The 18,619-nt window shown below is 41.7% G+C and carries 18 protein-coding genes and 1 pseudogene; 16 read left to right on the top strand and 3 right to left on the bottom strand.

Going from position 1 to position 18,619, the window contains the following annotated elements; genetic code table 11:
* Window positions 1-180: 180 nt before the first annotated feature.
* Complete coding sequence (locus QUB80_RS06680) at window positions 181-453, bottom strand: hypothetical protein (protein WP_289788727.1); 273 nt, start codon at window positions 451-453, stop codon at window positions 181-183.
* A gap of 652 nt (window positions 454-1,105) precedes the next feature.
* On the opposite strand from QUB80_RS06680, the gene nuoF reads away from it, so the two are divergent.
* The 10 genes and pseudogenes from nuoF to QUB80_RS06630 all read left to right on the top strand — a co-directional run bounded on the left by nuoF (window position 1,106) and on the right by QUB80_RS06630 (window position 9,431).
* Entirely contained in the window at window positions 1,106-2,746 is a 1,641-nt protein-coding gene (gene nuoF / locus QUB80_RS06675; protein WP_289788726.1) for an NADH-quinone oxidoreductase subunit NuoF, read from the top strand.
* A gap of 68 nt (window positions 2,747-2,814) precedes the next feature.
* Window positions 2,815-3,698: pseudogene (locus QUB80_RS06670) on the top strand (DUF6544 family protein).
* 200 nt (window positions 3,699-3,898) lie between these two features.
* The gene (hoxU, locus tag QUB80_RS06665; protein WP_289788725.1) at window positions 3,899-4,615 is read left to right on the top strand and encodes a bidirectional hydrogenase complex protein HoxU; all 717 of its coding nucleotides are present in this window, start codon (window positions 3,899-3,901) and stop codon (window positions 4,613-4,615) included.
* A gap of 19 nt (window positions 4,616-4,634) precedes the next feature.
* Window positions 4,635-4,790: a hypothetical protein gene (locus tag QUB80_RS06660; RefSeq protein ID WP_289788724.1), complete on the top strand. Its 156-nt coding sequence runs from the start codon at window positions 4,635-4,637 to the stop codon at window positions 4,788-4,790.
* A 45-nt stretch (window positions 4,791-4,835) separates the two neighbouring features.
* Complete coding sequence (locus tag QUB80_RS06655) at window positions 4,836-5,381, top strand: NADH-quinone oxidoreductase subunit B family protein (protein ID WP_289788723.1); 546 nt, start codon at window positions 4,836-4,838, stop codon at window positions 5,379-5,381.
* A gap of 42 nt (window positions 5,382-5,423) precedes the next feature.
* Entirely contained in the window at window positions 5,424-5,876 is a 453-nt protein-coding gene (locus QUB80_RS06650) for a hypothetical protein (protein ID WP_289788722.1), read from the top strand.
* A 426-nt stretch (window positions 5,877-6,302) separates the two neighbouring features.
* On the top strand, window positions 6,303-6,923 hold the full coding sequence (locus tag QUB80_RS06645; RefSeq protein WP_289788721.1) for a CP12 domain-containing protein: 621 nt from the start codon (window positions 6,303-6,305) through the stop codon (window positions 6,921-6,923).
* Window positions 6,924-7,091: 168 nt separating this feature from the next.
* Window positions 7,092-7,460: a hypothetical protein gene (locus QUB80_RS06640; protein WP_289788720.1), complete on the top strand. Its 369-nt coding sequence runs from the start codon at window positions 7,092-7,094 to the stop codon at window positions 7,458-7,460.
* A gap of 45 nt (window positions 7,461-7,505) precedes the next feature.
* Window positions 7,506-8,954 carry a Ni/Fe hydrogenase subunit alpha gene (locus QUB80_RS06635; RefSeq protein WP_289788719.1) on the top strand — a complete coding sequence of 483 codons (1,449 nt, stop codon included), beginning with the start codon at window positions 7,506-7,508 and terminating at the stop codon, window positions 8,952-8,954.
* Window positions 8,955-8,957: 3 nt separating this feature from the next.
* Window positions 8,958-9,431 carry a hydrogenase maturation protease gene (locus QUB80_RS06630; protein ID WP_289788718.1) on the top strand — a complete coding sequence of 158 codons (474 nt, stop codon included), beginning with the start codon at window positions 8,958-8,960 and terminating at the stop codon, window positions 9,429-9,431.
* A 43-nt stretch (window positions 9,432-9,474) separates the two neighbouring features.
* Here QUB80_RS06630 and QUB80_RS06625 read toward each other — a convergent pair whose 3' ends face one another.
* Window positions 9,475-9,831 (bottom strand): hypothetical protein, encoded by a 357-nt coding sequence (locus QUB80_RS06625; RefSeq protein WP_289788717.1) that lies wholly within the window; start codon window positions 9,829-9,831, stop codon window positions 9,475-9,477.
* A gap of 399 nt (window positions 9,832-10,230) precedes the next feature.
* On the opposite strand from QUB80_RS06625, the gene QUB80_RS06620 reads away from it, so the two are divergent.
* From QUB80_RS06620 to aceA, 3 genes are all read left to right on the top strand, one after another.
* A complete protein-coding gene (locus QUB80_RS06620; protein WP_289788716.1) occupies window positions 10,231-10,641 on the top strand; it encodes a ribbon-helix-helix domain-containing protein in 411 nt (136 codons plus the stop codon).
* Between the two features lie 1,182 nt (window positions 10,642-11,823).
* The gene (aceB, locus tag QUB80_RS06615; protein ID WP_289788715.1) at window positions 11,824-13,449 is read left to right on the top strand and encodes a malate synthase A; all 1,626 of its coding nucleotides are present in this window, start codon (window positions 11,824-11,826) and stop codon (window positions 13,447-13,449) included.
* Between the two features lie 131 nt (window positions 13,450-13,580).
* Entirely contained in the window at window positions 13,581-15,053 is a 1,473-nt protein-coding gene (gene aceA / locus QUB80_RS06610) for an isocitrate lyase (RefSeq protein WP_289788714.1), read from the top strand.
* Between the two features lie 10 nt (window positions 15,054-15,063).
* Here the strand turns inward: aceA and QUB80_RS06605 are convergent, their stop codons facing one another.
* Complete coding sequence (locus tag QUB80_RS06605) at window positions 15,064-15,213, bottom strand: hypothetical protein (RefSeq protein WP_289788713.1); 150 nt, start codon at window positions 15,211-15,213, stop codon at window positions 15,064-15,066.
* A gap of 39 nt (window positions 15,214-15,252) precedes the next feature.
* Between QUB80_RS06605 and phaA the strand changes: the two genes are divergently transcribed.
* The 3 genes from phaA (at window position 15,253) to phaE (ending at window position 18,496) form a co-directional block, all read left to right on the top strand.
* Window positions 15,253-16,443: an acetyl-CoA acetyltransferase PhaA gene (gene phaA, locus QUB80_RS06600; RefSeq protein WP_289788712.1), complete on the top strand. Its 1,191-nt coding sequence runs from the start codon at window positions 15,253-15,255 to the stop codon at window positions 16,441-16,443.
* On the top strand, window positions 16,352-17,188 hold the full coding sequence (gene phaB, locus QUB80_RS06595) for an acetoacetyl-CoA reductase PhaB (protein ID WP_289788711.1): 837 nt from the start codon (window positions 16,352-16,354) through the stop codon (window positions 17,186-17,188). The genes phaA and phaB overlap by 92 nt, the downstream gene beginning before the upstream one ends.
* Window positions 17,189-17,473: 285 nt before the next feature.
* Window positions 17,474-18,496: a class III poly(R)-hydroxyalkanoic acid synthase subunit PhaE gene (phaE, locus tag QUB80_RS06590; protein WP_289788710.1), complete on the top strand. Its 1,023-nt coding sequence runs from the start codon at window positions 17,474-17,476 to the stop codon at window positions 18,494-18,496.
* The last annotated feature ends 123 nt before the right edge of the window (window positions 18,497-18,619 follow it).

Below are 18,619 nucleotides of genomic sequence, written 5' to 3'. Positions count from 1 at the left end.
TTGTAGGGGAGGCAGTTTGCGGTGTAGATTCTCTTCCTGCAAAACTACCGTTGTGTTATGAATTTAGTCTAACGCACCCAACCCTTTAAAACAGTACGTTATACTTTGCGATCGCACACCCTACGTTTTTTTCAAAAATCAAATATGAGTCCTATTATTGCAGAGATTATGTTTCATAAGTTAGCGATCGCAAATTTTGGAATTAGACTTATTGATTAAAATATCAATAGTTTTTTTGTGTTGTTTATTAAAGTTTAATAACTCTAAATAAGCAAAAGGAATTACTATAGGCCATAGAATACTACCTATCACTAAAATTGCGCCAGACAAAGAGCGCTGTGCTAAATTCATTTCTTCATCTTGTAAAAAGAAATCTAACCAGACAGTAAAGTAACAGTAAGCCATTACTAGATAAAAAATGATAGCTAAGTAATACAAAACTGTTTTCAGCATAATTATAATAATGTTAAGTTTATTAGCCTCAATCAAGACATCAAAAATAACTGATTTTTAGCAATTAAATAATCAATATATGCTTGTGAATCAGCTAAAATGGCTTGAATATGTTTATAAATTGATACTCAGTCACTAGATGTAAAAACAGAAAGATTTTTATAAAATCTCTGATAATAATAATTTCAAATGATTATCTGCTCGTAAATAGATATGCAACTTATATACAACATAATATATGAATTCATAACAATTATAGATTTGAAGTTTTATTATATTAAATACTACTAGTGTAATTAAGGAGAAGAATAATTAGCTATCTCACTGAAATGTATAATTTTTTTATATGCATGAGTGTTGATGTAAAATATAATTTTTCTGAAAATTTTATAGTTAGTAAGTTAATTAAATAAAAATCTCAAGTAAAAACTCTAAGTTCCGATTACTTTGATATAAATAAATTTTAATAACAGAAGCCCAACCGATTTAAAAAGTTAGGGATATTACATAGTACATTCAAAAAATAACGGATTTAAAAAATTATTGTTGAAGACTCTTGTATACAAATACTTTTCCTCACAAGTTCCTCAAGTTTTTCTCTTAACCTCAAAAATGAAGCCTAACCAGTTATGGCAGAGGAGGCAGGTAGAAGATGGATTTGAGTGAGCTACAAGAGATAGCAGAGCAAGAACGCCAGTCTCAAAAACCAGTGCAGATTCGCTGTTGTCTTGCTGCTGGTTGTCTGTCTGCTAATTCCGAAGCTGTAAAAAAGCGGCTTGAGGAAGTAGTAAAAGCATCTGGTTTAGAGAATCAAGTACAAGTTTGCGGTGTGGGTTGTATGCGCTTGTGTTGTCAGGGAGCTTTAGTTCATGTTGTAAAACAAAATGAACCAGAAAGCTTGGGCATACTCTACCAAAAAGTTACCTCAGAGAATGCACCTGAAATTATCGTTGCTCTCAATGGGAAACAGACAAAAGTTCAGCAAGGAGATCTAACACATCCATTTTTTACGAAACAATTGCCGATAGTCTTAGAAAATAGTGGCAAAGTTAATCCCGATCGCATCGAATCTTATATTGCTGCTGGAGGCTATCAAGCACTTTACCACGTGCTACGGGAGATGAGTCCAACTGAGGTAGTCGATACCATTACTCGCAGTGGTTTGCGGGGAAGGGGTGGTGCTGGTTATCCCACTGGTGTGAAATGGGCGACAGTTGCGAAAGCGAAAGGAGAACGCAAGTTTGTCATCTGCAACGCCGACGAAGGCGATCCGGGAGCATTTATGGATCGCAGTGTTTTAGAAAGCGATCCTCATCGCGTACTAGAAGGAATGGCGATCGCTGCCTATGCTGTGGGTGCAACCCAAGGCTATATTTATGTCAGAGCAGAATACCCCATTGCCATTAGTCGCCTGCAAACTGCGATTCGTCAAGCGCAACGCTTAGGCTTATTGGGCAGTCAAATTTTTGAGTCTCCCTTTGACTTTAAAATTGATATTCGTATTGGCGCAGGAGCTTATGTTTGTGGTGAAGAAACCGCTCTGATGGCATCAATTGAAGGCAAACGCGGTACACCTCACCCCCGCCCCCCCTATCCTGCTGAGTCTGGCTTGTGGGGATATCCCACCCTCATTAACAACGTTGAAACCTTTGCCAATATCTCACCGATTATTCGTAAGGGCGCTGAGTGGTTTGCCAGTATCGGCACAGAAAAAAGCAAAGGTACAAAAGTTTTCGCATTAGCAGGTAAAATACGTAACACTGGTTTAGTAGAAATACAGATGGGAACTCCACTGCGGCTGATTGTAGAACAGCTAGGTGGTGGTGTACCTAATAATGGTATAGCTAAAGCAGTGCAAACTGGCGGACCTTCAGGAGGATGTATTCCTGCCTCAGCTTTTGATACATCTGTAGACTACGAATCCTTAACTGCATTAGGTTCGATGATGGGTTCCGGCGGCATGATTGTCATGGATCACAGTACCAACATGGTAGATGTTGCCAAGTTTTTCATGGAATTTTGTATGGATGAATCTTGCGGCAAGTGCATTCCTTGTCGAGTGGGTACAGTGCAACTCTATCGGTTATTAACCAAAATTCGCCAAGGTAAGGCATCACTTACCGATTTGGAACTTTTAGAAGAACTTTGTGACATGGTAAAGAACACCAGTTTGTGTGGTTTGGGGCAATCTGCACCCAATCCGGTGTTTAGTACCTTGCGTTATTTTCGAGAAGAGTACTTGGCGCTGATTAAAAAAGCAAATTCTGGTTTCGTTCCTACACAATCACCTTAATTAGCTTTCAAATCCGATCGCATTTGATTGAGAAAGCAAATACTGAAACCATAACAGGGGTGAGGGCAATGTTTGCAAAAGTTTTTTTCAGTATCGGTTTATTGCTAGCGATCGCTTTACTCGTTTTAGTAGTTTTACAAGTCAAAAACGAACAAGAAGTTAACAGAATTTGGCGATCGCTCTTAACTGCACCCGCGCAAACTCGTTTCACTGAAGACATGGTTGCAGAATTACCCCCTCCCGTCAGGCGTTACTTTCTCCATGCCATTGCCCCAGGAACTCCCCTTGCTACTTCTGTAAGCTTGGAAATGAGCGGCAGTTTTCGGATGGAACGGGATAAACCCTGGATACCGATGAAAGCTACAGAAATTATCTCAGCCAAAGGATTTGTTTGGAAAGCAGCGATCGGTCGTGGTTTGTTTCAATTTATCGGAGCTGATTATTATGCCAACAAATCGGGACGAACGCAATTTTCCCTGGGGGGCTAATTCCGTTGGTAAATGCCCACAATCCTGATGTTACCCGCTCTAGCATTGGACGATTCGCTGGAGAATTACTCTGGCTGCCTTCTGCTTTATTGCCCCAACACGGTGTAAGTTGGCAGGCAATTGATGAGAGGACGATCCAGGCTAGTCTGAAGATTGATGGTGAACCTGTAACCCTCACACTAGTTATAGATCCTGACGGTAAAGTACTAAAGATTTCTTTTCCGCGTTGGGGAGAACACACCGATGATGGTAGTTTCACTTACATTCCCTTTGGCGGAGAAGTACAGCAAGAACAAACATTTGCAAGATATACAATCCCTTCCCAGATGAGCTTGGGTTGGTGGTTTGGCACAGACAGTTACTTAGAATTCTTCCGTAGCAAGATTGAGCGGGCAGAGTTTTGTTTAGAAGGCAGTCACTATGAAACAAGTTTCACCCCTACCCTACGGGGTACTCTGCCTTGAAGCCGCTCTGCATCTACGGCAGTCGCTCATGGGGGAAACCCCCTGTTCTGCGCGCTGCCTCACCCCGTCGGACACCCCTCTCCTTGCTAAGGAGAGGGGCAGGGGGTGAGGTGACTTTCAAGGCAGAAGGCAGAAGGAAATCCACCCTTAAAAGAATGAGATTGTAACAGCGTTTTTTCAGTTTAAGTAGAACAACAGCAATGACAGTCAAAACTTTAACAATTGATGACCAATTAATCAGCGCTCGTGAGGATGAAACTCTACTTAAAGCAGCACAGGAAGCAGGAATTCATATTCCGACACTGTGCTATTTAGAAGGAGTTTCAGAAGTTGGAGCTTGTCGCCTTTGCCTAGTCGAAATTGCTGGTAGCAATAAATTACAACCCGCTTGTGTTACAAAAGTTGCTGAAGGCATGGAAGTTAAGACTAAAAGCGATCGCCTACAGAAATACCGCCGCACGATTTTAGAGATGTTGTTTGCAGAAGGCAATCACATTTGTTCTGTGTGCGTGGCAAATAGCAATTGCGAATTGCAAGACTTGGCAATTGAGATGGGTATGGATCATGTGCGCTTAGAATACCACTTCAGCGATCACAAAGTCGATGTTTCTCACGATCGCTTTGGCATCGACCACAACCGTTGTGTACTTTGTACACGCTGTATACGTGTTTGTGACGAAATTGAAGGCGCTCACACGTGGGATATGGCAGGTAGAGGTACAAATTCACACGTAATTACCGACTTGAATCAACCTTGGGGAACCTCACAAACTTGTACTTCCTGTGGTAAATGTGTCAATGCTTGCCCTACAGGTGCAATTTTCTCTAAAGGTGCGAGTGTCGGCGAAATGAAACACGATCGCGCCAAACTCGACTTTCTTGTCACCGCACGGGAAAAACAGCAATGGAATTTTTAAGAAGTAGAAGGCAGTCCCAATGAAACAAGTTTCATCGCCAGGCATGAAAAACCTCACCCCGTCCTGTCGGACACCCCTCTCCTTAGTAAGGAGAGGGGCAGGGGGTGAGGTGACTTTCAAGCTAGAAGGCAGAAGGCAGAAGGGAATTAGCACAAAGGGACAAGGAGACAAGTAAGTAAATGTGAGTTACGTTCATTCCTAATCCAAAATCCAAAATCCTATGACTCGTTTGAAATTAGCAACAGTATGGCTTGGTGGTTGTTCTGGCTGTCATATGTCCTTTCTCGACTTAGACGAATGGCTATTTGATTTAGCAGCACAGGTAGATTTAGTATACAGTCCGTTCATGGATACCAAAGAATACCCACAACAAGTAGATGTAGTGTTAGTCGAGGGAGCGATCGCCAACGAAGAACATTTAGAAACGATTAAAACAGTGAGAGAGCGATCACACCTCCTTGTTTCCTTTGGCGACTGTGCTGTCACTGGTAATGTTACGGCTTTACGCAATCCCTTGGGCAGTGCCGAACCAGTTTTACAACGTTGTTACATCGAAACCGCAGATATCCACGGGCAAATTCCCCAAGAGCCTGGGATTGTGCCGCAGTTACTAGATCGAGTTACACCAGTTCATACAGTAGTACCAGTTGATATTTACTTACCAGGTTGCCCGCCGTCAGCTACTCGAATTCAAGCAGTCTTAGAGCCACTCTTACGCGGAAAAATACCACAACTAGAAGGACGCGAATTCATCAAATTTGGCTAAATCTTTCCCTTTGAGGATTAAAAAAGGAATGGGAGAGCGATTATGACAGTTCATTATCGAGAAAAAATTATTGCTCTTTGGATAACTTTTTTACTAGGAACACTGTTTCATACCCAACTGGGTTTGATGCCAATTTTCCATGGTTTGCCCGTTGTCGAATCTCATAAAGCCACAAGTATTAATGATATTTCTGGAATTATGTGGTTAATGCTAGGCTTTTTTGTGTTACCAATACTGGCAATAATTTTTACTGCTTTTTTTGAATCAAAACGTTATCGAATCATTCATTTTGGCTTAACAGTATTCTATAGCGTCATGAATTTACTTCACATTATTTTGGATTTATTTGTGCAGCCAATTCTCTGGTATCAAATTACCTTAATGGTGCTTTTATTCCTGGTTGGTTTGTTATTGAATCTTGTTGCCTTTCAGTGGATAAAGTTATCATCTAATCGTAATAAAGAACAAGAAATATTTACAAAAGCTCACTCTTAGCTAAGTAGTTCGGTACTAATGATTTTAAACAGTTATGGTCGTCATTTGTCTGTAGTAAGAGTTTGAAGCGTATTTACTTCTCGTGAATCGCGTTATATTTATTTCTACCCACCTACTTATCTATCACATAAATAATTTCTTTGCTCAAGCATACTTTGTGTGATTGATAAATTTCTTGCCATTATTATGATGTCCGCCAAATCACCCATAATAAATAGTTTGTAGTCAGGACTTCAGTCCTGGCTTGAGAACTAAAGTTATCACTACAAGCAAATATTTTTATTCGGTTTGATTAACCGGACATGATATTACACCATCGCAAGTCTACATCACTCCAAAAACTTTAACAATTAACCATCAACATTATCTATTAGCACCCTTCACAAGATATTCACATCTCAAACAAGAAAAATAGGGAGATTGACTATGTTAAAAGCCGCAGACATTATGACTAAAGATGTTGCTACAATTCGCAGTTCGGCAACGGTTGCTGAAGCTGTGAGGCTAATGAGGGCTAGAGATTGGAAAGCACTAATTGTGGATCGTCGCCACGAGCAGGATGCTTACGGCATTATTAGCGAGAGCGATATTGTCTATAAAGTTATTGCCTATGGTAAAGATCCAAATAGAGTGCGTGTTTACGAGGTAATGACCAAACCTTGTATCGTCGTTAACCCCGATCTAGGTTTAGAATACGTAGCGCGGTTATTTGCCGATCATCATATCCAGAGAGCGCCTGTAATTCAGAATGAACTACTAGGTATAGTTTCACTAGCTGACATTCTGGCAAATAGTACCTTTCTTGAGCAGCCCCGAACAATTCTGCTTGAGCAACAACTCCAAGACGAAATTAGAAAAGCTCGCGAAGTTTGTACTCAAAAAGGTATTCGTTCGGAAGAATGTGCTGCTGCTTGGGATGTTATCGAGGAACTACAAGCCGAAATTGCTCATCAACGAGCAGAGACAATAGACAGAACAGCCTTTGAAGAATACTGCGATGAGTATCCAGAGGCAAAAGAAATTTATGACTGCTGGTGTAGTGGCTAATACTGTTTCGCTTTAAGGTTGATACCTGCACAGCAAGTTGGAGGAGCTGGGGAGACTAGGGAAGCTGGGGAAGTGAATCGCATCAAAGTTTTCGTGAAAAGGGATAAGCTCCTCAATATATTAAGTTGCTTGCATAGATAGGGAGCAATTGGAGGGAAAGATACAACTATGACGAAAGATTTAAAAGAATCAAAAGAGTCAAGAATTTCATCTGAAACATTGACAAATTTCCAGTTAGTTGATGGGCAAATTGGCGAGATATCTTTAGTTAACGGAACGCTATATGTTCATTTTCAAACCGATGATGAAAAAGATTTGACACTTGTGTTTACAGACGTAGCTGGAGTAGAGATGTTCAATATCCAGAATGCCGAATTGAGTAAATGTACAGTTAACTTGAACGATCCTTTCATCGAACGAGCTACTAAACTATCAGAAAAACATACTGAAAAGCTCGTATGTTATGCTTTTTGGTCGCCTTGGCTAGAAGAACCACTCATGCGTATTTTAGCGAGTGATTTTGAGATTAAAACCTAATATTACCTTTGTTTAAACTTATCTCAGCTAGGCGGCAAAATTTTTATGAAAAAAGTAATCATTGATCCTGTTACTCGGATCGAAGGACACGCCAAAATTACCATTTACCTTGATGACACAGGACAAGTCAGCGATGCTCGTTTCCATGTGACTGAATTTCGAGGATTTGAAAAGTTTTGTGAAGGGCGTCCTTTAGCAGAAATGCCCGGAATTACGGCACGCGTGTGTGGCATTTGTCCGGTGAGCCACTTGTTGGCTTCTGCAAAAGCAGGCGATCGCATTCTTGCTGTTACCATTCCTCCCGCAGCAGTAAAACTACGCCGTTTGATGAACTTGGGGCAAATTATCCAATCCCATGCTCTCAGTTTCTTCCACTTGAGTGCGCCTGATTTTTTGCTGGGCATGGATAGCGATCCAGGCAAACGTAATGTTTTTGGCTTAATTGCAACCGATCCAGAACTTGCTCGTGGAGGAATTCGCTTGCGCCAATTTGGGCAAGAAATCATTGAACTTCTGGGCGGGCGCAAAATTCACCCATCCTGGGCTGTACCTGGAGGTGTCAGGGAACCCTTATCTGAGCAGGGAAGAACTCACATTCAAGCTCGCATCCCTGAAGTACGAACTACAATCCTAAATGCACTAGATCTGTTTAAGCGTTTGCTCCAGGATTACGAAAAAGAAGCGCAAACCTTTGGTAATTTTCCTAGCTTGTTTATGGGATTAGTCACTCCTGAAGGCTTGTGGGAAAACTATGACGGATACATCCGCTTTGTCGATAGTGCAGGTAATATTATTGCCGACAAACTCGATCCAACTCGCTATCAAGAATATATCGGCGAAGCAGTTGAACCTTGGACTTACCTAAAATTTCCTTATTACCGTCCTTTAGGATATCCTGATCGAGAAGATCATTGTCGCTTAGATAGTGGTATTTATCGAGTAGGGCCTTTAGCACGTCTCAATGTTTGCAGTCACATTGGTACACCTTTAGCCGATCGCGAATTGCAAGAGTTTAGAGACGCAGGCAAAGGAACAGTTAGCTCTTCATTTTTCTATCACTACGCTCGACTAATCGAAATTCTCGCATCAATTGAGCAGATTGAAATTTTGCTTAACGATCCAGATTTACTATCCAATCGACTCCGTGCCGATGCTGGTATTAATCAACTAGAAGCAGTAGGCGTCAGTGAAGCACCGCGCGGTACTTTGTTCCATCACTATCAAGTAGATGAAAACGGCTTAATCCAAAAAGTGAATTTGCTGATTGCCACTGGGCAAAACAACTTGGCAATGAATCGCACAGTCGCTCAAATTGCCCGGCACTTTATTCATGGTTCGGAAATTCCGGAAGGAATGTTAAATCGTGTAGAAGCTGGAATTCGAGCATTCGATCCTTGTCTGAGTTGTTCCACCCATGCAGTCGGGCAAATGCCTTTGCAGGTTCAATTAGTCAGAGCAGATGGCAGTGTTGTAAATGAAGTGTGGCGGGATTAAATTATGAACTGTAATATCCTAGTTATTGGTTATGGCAATGACTTACGTAATGATGATGCGATCGGACAAAGAGTAGCCGAGAAAATTGCCACTCAGCATTTAGCAAACGTGAAATCTATTGCTGTTCACCAACTGACTCCCGAACTCGCGCCAAATTTGGCAAATGTTGATTTGGCAATCTTTGTTGACGCTTGTTTTAATTCTGAAAACTCTAACGTGCAAGTAAAATCGCTCTTACCTGCCACCAATAGTTATATAGCAGGACATTTGAGCAATCCTCAAGCATTATTGGCTTTGACTAAAACTCTTTACAGTTATTATCCCCAAACTTGGTGGGTAATTGTTCCAGGAGAAAACTTTGAACTTGGCGATCACCTATCACCTGTTGCTCAACGCGGAGTAGCGATCGCCCTAGAAAAAATTACCAGTCTGATTAACCAAGCAAAAACTAACAGTATTGGTTGCAGGCACTCTTGAAATTCAACTCTTCTATTCCCTGTTCCCCGTTCCTTATTCCCTTCTATCCAAACCAATGAGAAGGTGCTAAACCAGAATCTTCTGTTTCAGGAATTTTTAAACTTAATTTTTGTTCTTGTTTATACATAATTTCCTCAATGCCCTGGTGAATAAAATCTTCAATGCAAGATCTATCCTTAAGAGAACAAGCTAGAGTTCGGAAATTAATAGATGATTGTTGACCTTCTTCTACAACTACATAACAATTTGATACTCTACTCAAAACGTGAGCTATTAATTCTTGACGTAGGTCTGGAATCGAAAACGCCTGCTGATAGGGATGATGAGGATAAGTTTCAAGAATATCCTCAATTATACTTGCTACTGTTGGCAGTGTGAGATTAAAAATGGTTTTAGTCATGATTTATGCACCCTTAGCTTCTTATTCCCTGTGTATAAAATAATTCAGTAGAGTTCAGACTACTGGAAGTAGAAAGGCTCTAGTTTTAGCTTAGAAAATAAATTTGAGGATGTTGTGAGGAACTTGCCTCAAGTTCAAAAGTAATCTTGGAACCGCCACAATACTTCACGAAAAAGCTCTTGCTAGCAAACAAAGAGTGAAAAATAATTACAATACTTATAATTTGATTGACTAACTACTGATATAGTCACAAATTCACTTCGTTTTCCAGAACCACTATTAGAAATAAGTTATGTATTAATCGATAAAATGCTTACAGATTGTCATTTTTGTGCCACCGTCAACCTAGTCAACCGATAAGATACAATATCCAAACGCATGAGATTAGAGTAAATAGAAATGGCTAATTCCCCTTTGGTATCTGTTCGCATTCCGCCTGAGATACTAGAGCGCATCGATCAACTGGCGCAGGAACTGTACCCATCTCGTCGAGCAGGAAAAAATCCGAATCGCTCTCAAGTAATTTTGGATGCGATCGCTCTATTCTTAGAGCAACATGAGTCTAGCTCTACAAGCACTCTAGATATTAATGAACAACTTGATGATCAACAAATCCAAAAAGCATTAGATGAACCCCTTGATGATGAGCCAATAAATATCGCACTCCAAAAGTACTCTAAATATATGGAACACCCTACACAATATCCTCAACCGATAGAACTTCCTACGCGAGAGTACATAGATTGGTGGTTCAATTATTTTTCATATATGAAAAAGCTCACTGATATGTGGTTCGGTGTTAAGTCATAGCAGGTAGACCAACGGCAAAAACAATTGATATTAACAAGAAAATTTAAGCAATAACTGGCTTAATATTTTTCAGTAATCAAGATAACTATTGTTGAGGGTGTGTTAGTCAATCTAACTCACCTTTTTATTTTGCCTATTTTAATTTTAAATTTTTGAAACTTGAATTTAATGTAATTAATTAAATTAGTATTTCTGATAATAATTACACTGTATGACAGTGTAAAACTCTTATATAGAGGGATATTCAACTGCTTTGCACTGTCATACACCTATTTTTGACTTCAAAAGTTATAAAGAATAAAAATTATAAATTATATACTGTGTAATGCCTGCTATCGATAGCAACTGAGAAAAAGGTAAAATCATTACCTTGTATTTTTAATAAATTAAAAAATGTAAATTTTACTTTTATCTTGTTTTACATATATTTTTGGATAAAAAACTTTTATATAATAAGACTTAGTTCCAAAAACTATTGGCTTTGGTATGTATATATCTAAAAACTAAAGTCAACAAATGTTGGAAAAATATTTTGTTATTTTGGGTGGGATCAAATATTAGCAAAGTAAAACAAAAGACTATAATTCATTAGTTCAGAATTATTTTCTAGTGAATTTTCGGTTTAGCACTATATTTTGCAACTGTTAAAAGACGCTCTTAAATGATTCGGTTGAGTGAACAAGAAATTAATCTATTCAATAATTTTCACATCCTCCTTTACGTCCAGCTTTTATTTATCCAAAGTCATTTATTAACTAAATTTGTGTAAATCGGCTGCCGCAGTGGGGATAAGTAAGTAGGATAAAAGGCTTTTCCATTTTGACTTGAAAAAGGCAGTCCCAATGAAGTCCCAATAATACAAGTTTCATCGCCAAGAATGTAAGTGGAATTTTTACTGTTAAGAGTTCTCGACTTTAAAGTCAGAGGGCAGAAAGCAAAAGGCAGAACGAATAAATAGGCACTGGGAACTAGGGCAAGGGGCATAGGAAAAATACAATCTCCAATGCCCACTCCCCAATCCCCTATCACCAATACCCTTGTTGTATACGCAGTTTATGACAGCTACTTATACCAATTTTGGATTCAAACCATTGATTAATAGGCTAGTTCAGAATTTTGAAACAAGACTCCCTACGCCAATTTGGTATTAGTACTCAAAAAAGCAAAAAAGCGAGAATTTATATGACTACTAGCTTCAGTGTACAAACAAATAAATCAACTAAAAATGTAATCAAGATTCGTGGCAAACTTTCTGCACAATATGCTGAAATTTTGACTCCACAGGCGCTAGAGTTTATTGCCATGCTACAACGCCGCTTTGGTGCTGAACGAGAGCGTCTGCTGCAACTGCGAGAAACTATCCAGCAACAACTTGATGCAGGATGGCAACCCGACTTTCCCTCAGAAACGGAAGCGATACGCAATGATGACTGGAAAGTTGCTCCAATTCCCCCAGATTTGCAAGATCGTCGCGTTGAAATTACCGGGCCGTGCGATCGCAAAATGGTCATCAATGCCCTTAACTCTGGGGCGAATGTGTTTATGGCAGATTTTGAAGATGCCAACAGCCCCACTTGGGATAACATGGTATCCGGACAAATTAATCTGCGCGATGCTGTCAACCGCACGATTGAATTTAGCGATTCTACAACTGGCAAAACCTACAAACTTAATGAAAAAACAGCCGTTTTGATTGCTCGTCCTCGTGGTTGGCATCTCCTCGAAGAACATATTCTAGTGGACGAGCAGCCCATATCAGCCTCATTATTCGATTTTGGACTGTATTTCTTCCATAATGCCCACAAGCTCCTAAAACAAGGCTCTGGCCCCTATTTCTATTTGCCCAAATTGGAAAACAGGCATGAAGCCAAGTTGTGGAATGAGGTATTTGTTGCAGCTCAAGCAGCCTTTGGCTTAAAAGTTGGCACGATTAAGGTTACAGTCTTGCTCGAAACCATCCTTGCCGCTTTTGAGATGGATGAGATTCTCTGCGCCCTGCGCGATCACATTGTCGCTTTAAATTGTGGTCGCTGGGACTACATTTTTAGCTTCATTAAAAAATTCCGCGATCGCGCTGATTGCGTCTTACCCGATCGCCAGCAGGTAACCATGACGACTCATTTTCTGCGTTCCTACAGTCTGCTGACAATCAAGACTTGTCACCGCCGGGGTGCCTTGGCAATGGGAGGTATGGCGGCTCAAATCCCGATTAAAACAGATCCCGTTGCTAATGAAACAGCCCTTGCCAAAGTAAAAGCTGACAAAGAGCGGGAAGCCGGAGATGGGCATGATGGCACCTGGGTTGCACATCCTGCCCTCGTTCCCATAGCCCGCCAAGTGTTCGACAGCAAAATGCCCACTTCTAATCAGCTGTCTGTATTAAGAGACGACATCACCATCACCACAGCAGATTTGCTCAGTGTACCAACAGGAACCATCACCGAAGCCGGACTGCGCAATAACATTCGGGTTGGCATTTTGTACATGAGTGCTTGGCTGAGTGGTTCTGGTTGCGTCCCCTTGTATAACTTAATGGAAGATGCAGCTACAGCAGAAATATGTCGTGCTCAGATTTGGCAATGGCTCCATCATAACGCCACCTTAGAAGACGGTCGTAGCATCGATCGCCTCCTTTTCCAAGCTCTTCTCAACGAAGAAATTGCAGCATTACGCCAAGAAATTGCTGCTTACAGCCTTTGGCAAAAAACCTTTGACATAGCGATTGATTTGTTTACCAAGCTTGTGATTGCAGAAAACTTCGAGGAGTTCCTGACACTGCCAGCCTATCGATATCTTGTCAGTTTGTAAGATGATTTCTAGGCAAAAATTACACAATCATCACTACAGGAAAATTCCAATAAATACTTACAAAATCTGCAATCAGAGATTTTGCCACTTAATTTTTTCGCTTTCTCAATGAATTACAGGAGACTATTAGCATGAGTGAATGTACTTTTGAAACCCTAGTTCCAAGTGCTCCTAAAGGTCGCTTTCAGGGAATTCAACGCGCATATACTCCTGAAGATGTGCTCAAACTGCGTGGTTCAATGCAAATCCGCTATACCCTTGCCGAAATGGGTGCAAACAGACTTTGGGAACTACTGCACAACGAAGACTATATCAATGCCCTTGGTGCAGTCACAGGGAATCAAGCAATGCAGATGGTGCGTGCTGGCTTGAAGGCAATTTACCTGTCTGGTTGGCAAGTTGCAGCAGATGCTAACTTAGCAGTAACAATGTATCCCGATCAAAGTCTGTATCCATCTAATAGTGGGCCAGAATTATGCCGTCGCATTAACCGGACATTGCAACGAGCCGATCAAATTCAGCATTTGGAAGGAAAAAACAATATTTACTGGTTTGCTCCCATCGTTGCTGATGCCGAAGCTGGGTTTGGTGGCTCTTTAAATAGCTTTGAAATTATGAAAGCCTACATTGAGGCGGGTGCGGCTGCGGTGCATTACGAAGATCAATTGGCTTCAGAGAAGAAATGCGGCCATCTCGGTGGCAAAGTGCTAATTCCAACATCTGCCCACGTTCGCAATTTGAATGCAGCACGGCTAGCGGCTGATTTAATGGGCATACCAACGCTAATTGTTGCCCGTACTGATGCAGAGAGTGCCAAATTGATTACTAGCGATGTTGATGAGCGAGATTTACCGTTTATCACGGGAGAGAGGACTGCTGAAGGGTTTTATCGCTTAAAAGCGGGTACAGGGCTGGCAAATTGCATTGCCCGTGGGTTAGCCTATGCACCGTATGCAGACTTACTGTGGTGGGAAACTTCCAAACCAAATCTCAAAGAAGCTCGACTATTTGCAGAAGCAATTCATCGAGAGTTTCCGGATAAATTGCTAGCTTATAATTGCTCTCCTTCTTTTAACTGGAAGGCAAACCTGGATGATGCCACAATCGCCAATTTCCAGAAAGAATTGGGAGCGATGGGCTATAAATTCCAGTTCGTAACCTTGGCAGGATTCCACTGTTTGAATCATGGCATATTTGAGCTAGCTCGTAGCTATTACCAAACAGGGATGAGCGCTTATGCCCAATTGCAGGAAGCGGAATTTTTGAGTGAGTCCGATGGATATACAGCAGTGCGCCATCAACGAGAAGTTGGCACGGGATATTTTGATGCCGTTGCAGTTGCAATTTCTGGCGGAAAATCATCGACAACAGCGCTAGCCGCCTCTACCGAAACGCAGCAATTTCACTCTCCGACAGAATATAAAGCTACTCATTTGAGCATTGACTATAAAAATCAGCAAGGTACTTTTCACGCCGAGTTTGACAATGCTGTTTACAAAGATGGGAGACAAGCATTAGAGGAGTTTGCCAAAGAAGCTTACTACGCCCGTATGAAGGAGGCTTACAAAGAAATCGAAGAATTTACCCGCATGGATGATGAATAGGGGATAGGGGCTAGGGGCTAGGAAATAGACGCGGGGACACGGAGACAACGAGAAAGGGAGTTGAGGGAGGTGATGGAGATGAGGGAGTGATGGAAGTAAATTCTTCCCCATCTTCCCTATCTTCCCCATCTCCCCTCTGCCTCCTCCAAAGAATTGTCACCTTTTTGCAATTAAAAATTAGAAGTGAGTAAAAATATTTATGCGTAACGTGTACATTGTTTCAGCACTACGAACACCTCTCGGTCGATTTGGAAGTGTGTTGGCAGATTTTTCACCGACTGATTTAGGTGCTCACGTGATGCGATCTGCTTTAGAACGGGCAGGCATCACAGGAGAGGCATTAGACCTGTATATTATGGGCAATGTACTCAGAGCTGGACACGGACAGTTACTACCCCGCCAAGCAGCATTCAAAGCTGGTATTCCGGAGACGGTAAATGGATACTCTGTTGATATGGTCTGTTCGTCAGGAATGATGAGTGTAATTAATGCTACTCTAGCAATTCGGGCTGGAGAAGCAGACATCGTTCTGGCTGGGGGAATGGAGTCGATGTCCCAAACAGGCTTTTTCCTCTCTCACAGAGCTAGGTGGGGTTACAAATTTCTTCTGGGTGCGCCAGAGCAGTTAACGGATTTATTACTCCGAGATGGGTTGATGGATGCAACCAGAGGAGAAGGCATGGGAGAGCAAACGGAGCGGATCGCAGAATACTATGGATTTAGCCGCAAAGATTTAGATGAAATCGCTGTTGATTCCCACTGGCGGGCAGCCGCCGCAACGCAGCGAGGCTGTTTCAAAAATGAGATTGCCTCGATTGAAGTTACTACCAAAAAAGGCACACAAATAATAGATACTGATGAGGGAATTCGTCCGGATACATCACTGGAAACTCTGACAAAACTGCGCCCGGCTTTTAATAAGAATGGTGTTCTGACTGCGGGAAATAGTAGTCAGATCAGTGATGGGGCAGCAGCCTTGATTTTAGCCAGCCAAGTAGCAGTGGATAGGTATGGATTGAAGCCCATTGCTAAGGTACTTGGGGGAAGTTGGGAAGGCGGCGAGAGTTGGCGTTTTGTAGAAATGCCAGTTGGGGCAGCCAAGAAGTTATTGGATAAACTCAACCGGAAAATCTCAGATTTTGACTTGTTCGAGAATAACGAAGCTTTCGCGCTCAACTCTTTGCTTTTTCACCGGATGCTAGGAGTGCCTATTGATAAGTTGAATGTTAATGGCGGGGCGATCGCCCTCGGACATCCGATTGGTGCTTCTGGAGCCAGAATTATCGTCACGCTGATTAATGCCTTACAGGAGCGGCAGCAAAGTCTCGGCATGGCGGCACTTTGCCACGGTACTGGCGGTGGTACAGCGATCGCTATCGAACAAATATAAAGAATACAAAGGAGAATTGGTAATGGTATCTTTAGGATTGGAAGATAAAGTCATTGTTGTTACAGGCGGCGATCGAGGAATTGGCGCTGCAATGGTGGCCTTATTTCAAGAATTAGGAGCAAAGGTTGCTTATACCGACATCAAAATCAGCGAAGGCAAAAGTGGAGCTTTGGCGATCGAGGCAGATGTAACTAGCTTGGCATCTATGGAAGCTGCTGCTGCCAAAATAGAAGAGAAGTTGGGGCCTGTTTATGGAGTAGTTGCTAATGCTGGGATTACCCGCGATAACTTTTTTACTAAATTGACACCGGAAGACTGGGATGCAGTCATTAACGTCAACTTAAAAGGTGTGAATCACACCATTCAACCTTTTATTTCTGGGATGTATGAACGAGGAGAAGGTTCAGTCGTCTGTATCAGTTCAATTTCCGGAGAACGGGGTAATGTCGGACAAGTAAACTATGCTGCCACCAAAGCTGCTGTAATTGGTCTAGTGAAATCTCTTGCGAGAGAAACTGCTCGTTATGGCGTGCGGGTAAATGCTGTAGCGCCGGGCTTCATCGATACAGAAATGACTAGGGCAATCCCAGATAAAGTTAAAGAAAAAATCACCGCAGAGATTCCTTTCCGTCGCTTTGGTAAGCCAGAAGAAATTGCCTGGGCAGTAGCATTTCTTCTTTCACCCGTTGCCAGTAGCTATGTCACAGGTGAAGTGTTGCGAGTCAATGGTGCGCATCACACTTAGTATCCCTTAAAACTTAGCTTTCAAGATGCGTGTCAGTTGTTCGTTAACTTCTGCCGTCCTACACTAGTGCAAAGGCAGGCAACCATTTTGAGATTTTCCAGATTTTAAAAAATGATTAAGGGCAGATGTATTCACGAAAACCCAAGACACCAAGGTGATTTCCAATTCCATTTTCTAAAATCCAAAATCCAAAATGGAATTAGCTAGTGTATTGTTGGGGGATTGTTTTCCCCAATTCCCCTTAAGAAAAATAGTCTGATCAAATTTTCAATCAAGGAATGACAAATGCAAAAAGAAACAAATTCCTGGAGTGGAATGGCAGATCAAGTTATGAAAACTTGGACTGATGTAGGCACTCAAGCTTGGAAAAGCTGGTTTGATATGCTGGCATCAGCAGCTCGCAATCCGATCGCAGATACCAAACCAGGAGTAGAGTCTATTAATCAGCGATTTGTAGAAAATCAAGAACTGCTGCTCCGCTTACTCAAACTTTCATTTAATACCTGGCAAGATCTCTTTCCCAAAGTTGAATCTGGAGAAGATTGGCAACATTCCCTCAAAAACTACACAGAACAACTGCGCGCTCAAGTTGAGGATTTTTCTCAAGGAACCCTTAAAGTCAATCAAAATGCAGCTGAGTTATGGCAGCTCTATCTTAAAGAAACGCAAAAGTTTAGCCAACTTTGGGCGAATGCCCTGGGGGCGACTGTTGATCCGCTAAGTCAGGCAACAGTTAGCGGCACCAGCCAACCCTGGATTGAGTTAAATAATCTCTACTGGAATCTGCTATACGAGCAAAGCTTTGGCAGTTTGATGCAAATTCCCTTGTTGGGGCCTAGCCGTGAAATTAACGGCAAATTACTGCGAGCTTTTGACGGTTGGACGACACTATATCGAGCAAGTGTTGATTATCAAATTTTGTTAGCCGAGATCCAGGCACAATCCTTTGAAGAGCTGATGCGAGAGTTGATCTCCCTCGCAGAAAAGGGCGAAAAAGTTAAAGACTGGCGGCAATTTCAGGAACTTTGGGGCAGGATTGCTGATGATGTGTTTGAGAAGGCATTTTGCTTAGAAGACAATCTCAAGGTTCGAGGTAGATTCTTGAATGCTCTCAATAACTACCGACTCGATCAGCAAGAGCTAACGGAGGTATGGATGAAAATGATGAATCTGCCCCTACGCAGTGAAGTGGACGAGGTTCATAAAAGCATCTACGAACTGCGCAAAGAGGTTAAGAACCTGAAAAAAGCCTTAGCTAAATACGAAGCTCAAGCGCAAACAACTCCGCCAAAACATGAAGAACAGTAGTTAGTAACGGCTACTGCCCTCTGCCTTATTTTCAAGACAGACAATCATGTAATAAATCACACAATTAGGGAATGAAAATCTCTTTTCTCTAGCCCCTATTTTCAAGACAGATTCAACATTTGC

Source organism: Chlorogloeopsis sp. ULAP01, assembly GCF_030381805.1.
GTDB lineage: Bacteria > Cyanobacteriota > Cyanobacteriia > Cyanobacteriales > Nostocaceae > Chlorogloeopsis.
This window is presented reverse-complemented; position numbering and strand designations above follow the sequence as displayed.

Coding starts and splice junctions, on each gene's coding strand:
- QUB80_RS06680 (WP_289788727.1), bottom strand. CDS start 453: ATGCTGAAAACAGTTTTGTATTACTTAGCTATCATTTTTTATCTAGTA.
- nuoF (WP_289788726.1), top strand. CDS start 1,106: ATGGATTTGAGTGAGCTACAAGAGATAGCAGAGCAAGAACGCCAGTCT.
- hoxU (WP_289788725.1), top strand. CDS start 3,899: ATGACAGTCAAAACTTTAACAATTGATGACCAATTAATCAGCGCTCGT.
- QUB80_RS06660 (WP_289788724.1), top strand. CDS start 4,635: ATGAAACAAGTTTCATCGCCAGGCATGAAAAACCTCACCCCGTCCTGT.
- QUB80_RS06655 (WP_289788723.1), top strand. CDS start 4,836: ATGACTCGTTTGAAATTAGCAACAGTATGGCTTGGTGGTTGTTCTGGC.
- QUB80_RS06650 (WP_289788722.1), top strand. CDS start 5,424: ATGACAGTTCATTATCGAGAAAAAATTATTGCTCTTTGGATAACTTTT.
- QUB80_RS06645 (WP_289788721.1), top strand. CDS start 6,303: ATGTTAAAAGCCGCAGACATTATGACTAAAGATGTTGCTACAATTCGC.
- QUB80_RS06640 (WP_289788720.1), top strand. CDS start 7,092: ATGACGAAAGATTTAAAAGAATCAAAAGAGTCAAGAATTTCATCTGAA.
- QUB80_RS06635 (WP_289788719.1), top strand. CDS start 7,506: ATGAAAAAAGTAATCATTGATCCTGTTACTCGGATCGAAGGACACGCC.
- QUB80_RS06630 (WP_289788718.1), top strand. CDS start 8,958: ATGAACTGTAATATCCTAGTTATTGGTTATGGCAATGACTTACGTAAT.
- QUB80_RS06625 (WP_289788717.1), bottom strand. CDS start 9,831: ATGACTAAAACCATTTTTAATCTCACACTGCCAACAGTAGCAAGTATA.
- QUB80_RS06620 (WP_289788716.1), top strand. CDS start 10,231: ATGGCTAATTCCCCTTTGGTATCTGTTCGCATTCCGCCTGAGATACTA.
- aceB (WP_289788715.1), top strand. CDS start 11,824: ATGACTACTAGCTTCAGTGTACAAACAAATAAATCAACTAAAAATGTA.
- aceA (WP_289788714.1), top strand. CDS start 13,581: ATGAGTGAATGTACTTTTGAAACCCTAGTTCCAAGTGCTCCTAAAGGT.
- phaA (WP_289788712.1), top strand. CDS start 15,253: ATGCGTAACGTGTACATTGTTTCAGCACTACGAACACCTCTCGGTCGA.
- phaB (WP_289788711.1), top strand. CDS start 16,352: ATGCCTTACAGGAGCGGCAGCAAAGTCTCGGCATGGCGGCACTTTGCC.
- phaE (WP_289788710.1), top strand. CDS start 17,474: ATGCAAAAAGAAACAAATTCCTGGAGTGGAATGGCAGATCAAGTTATG.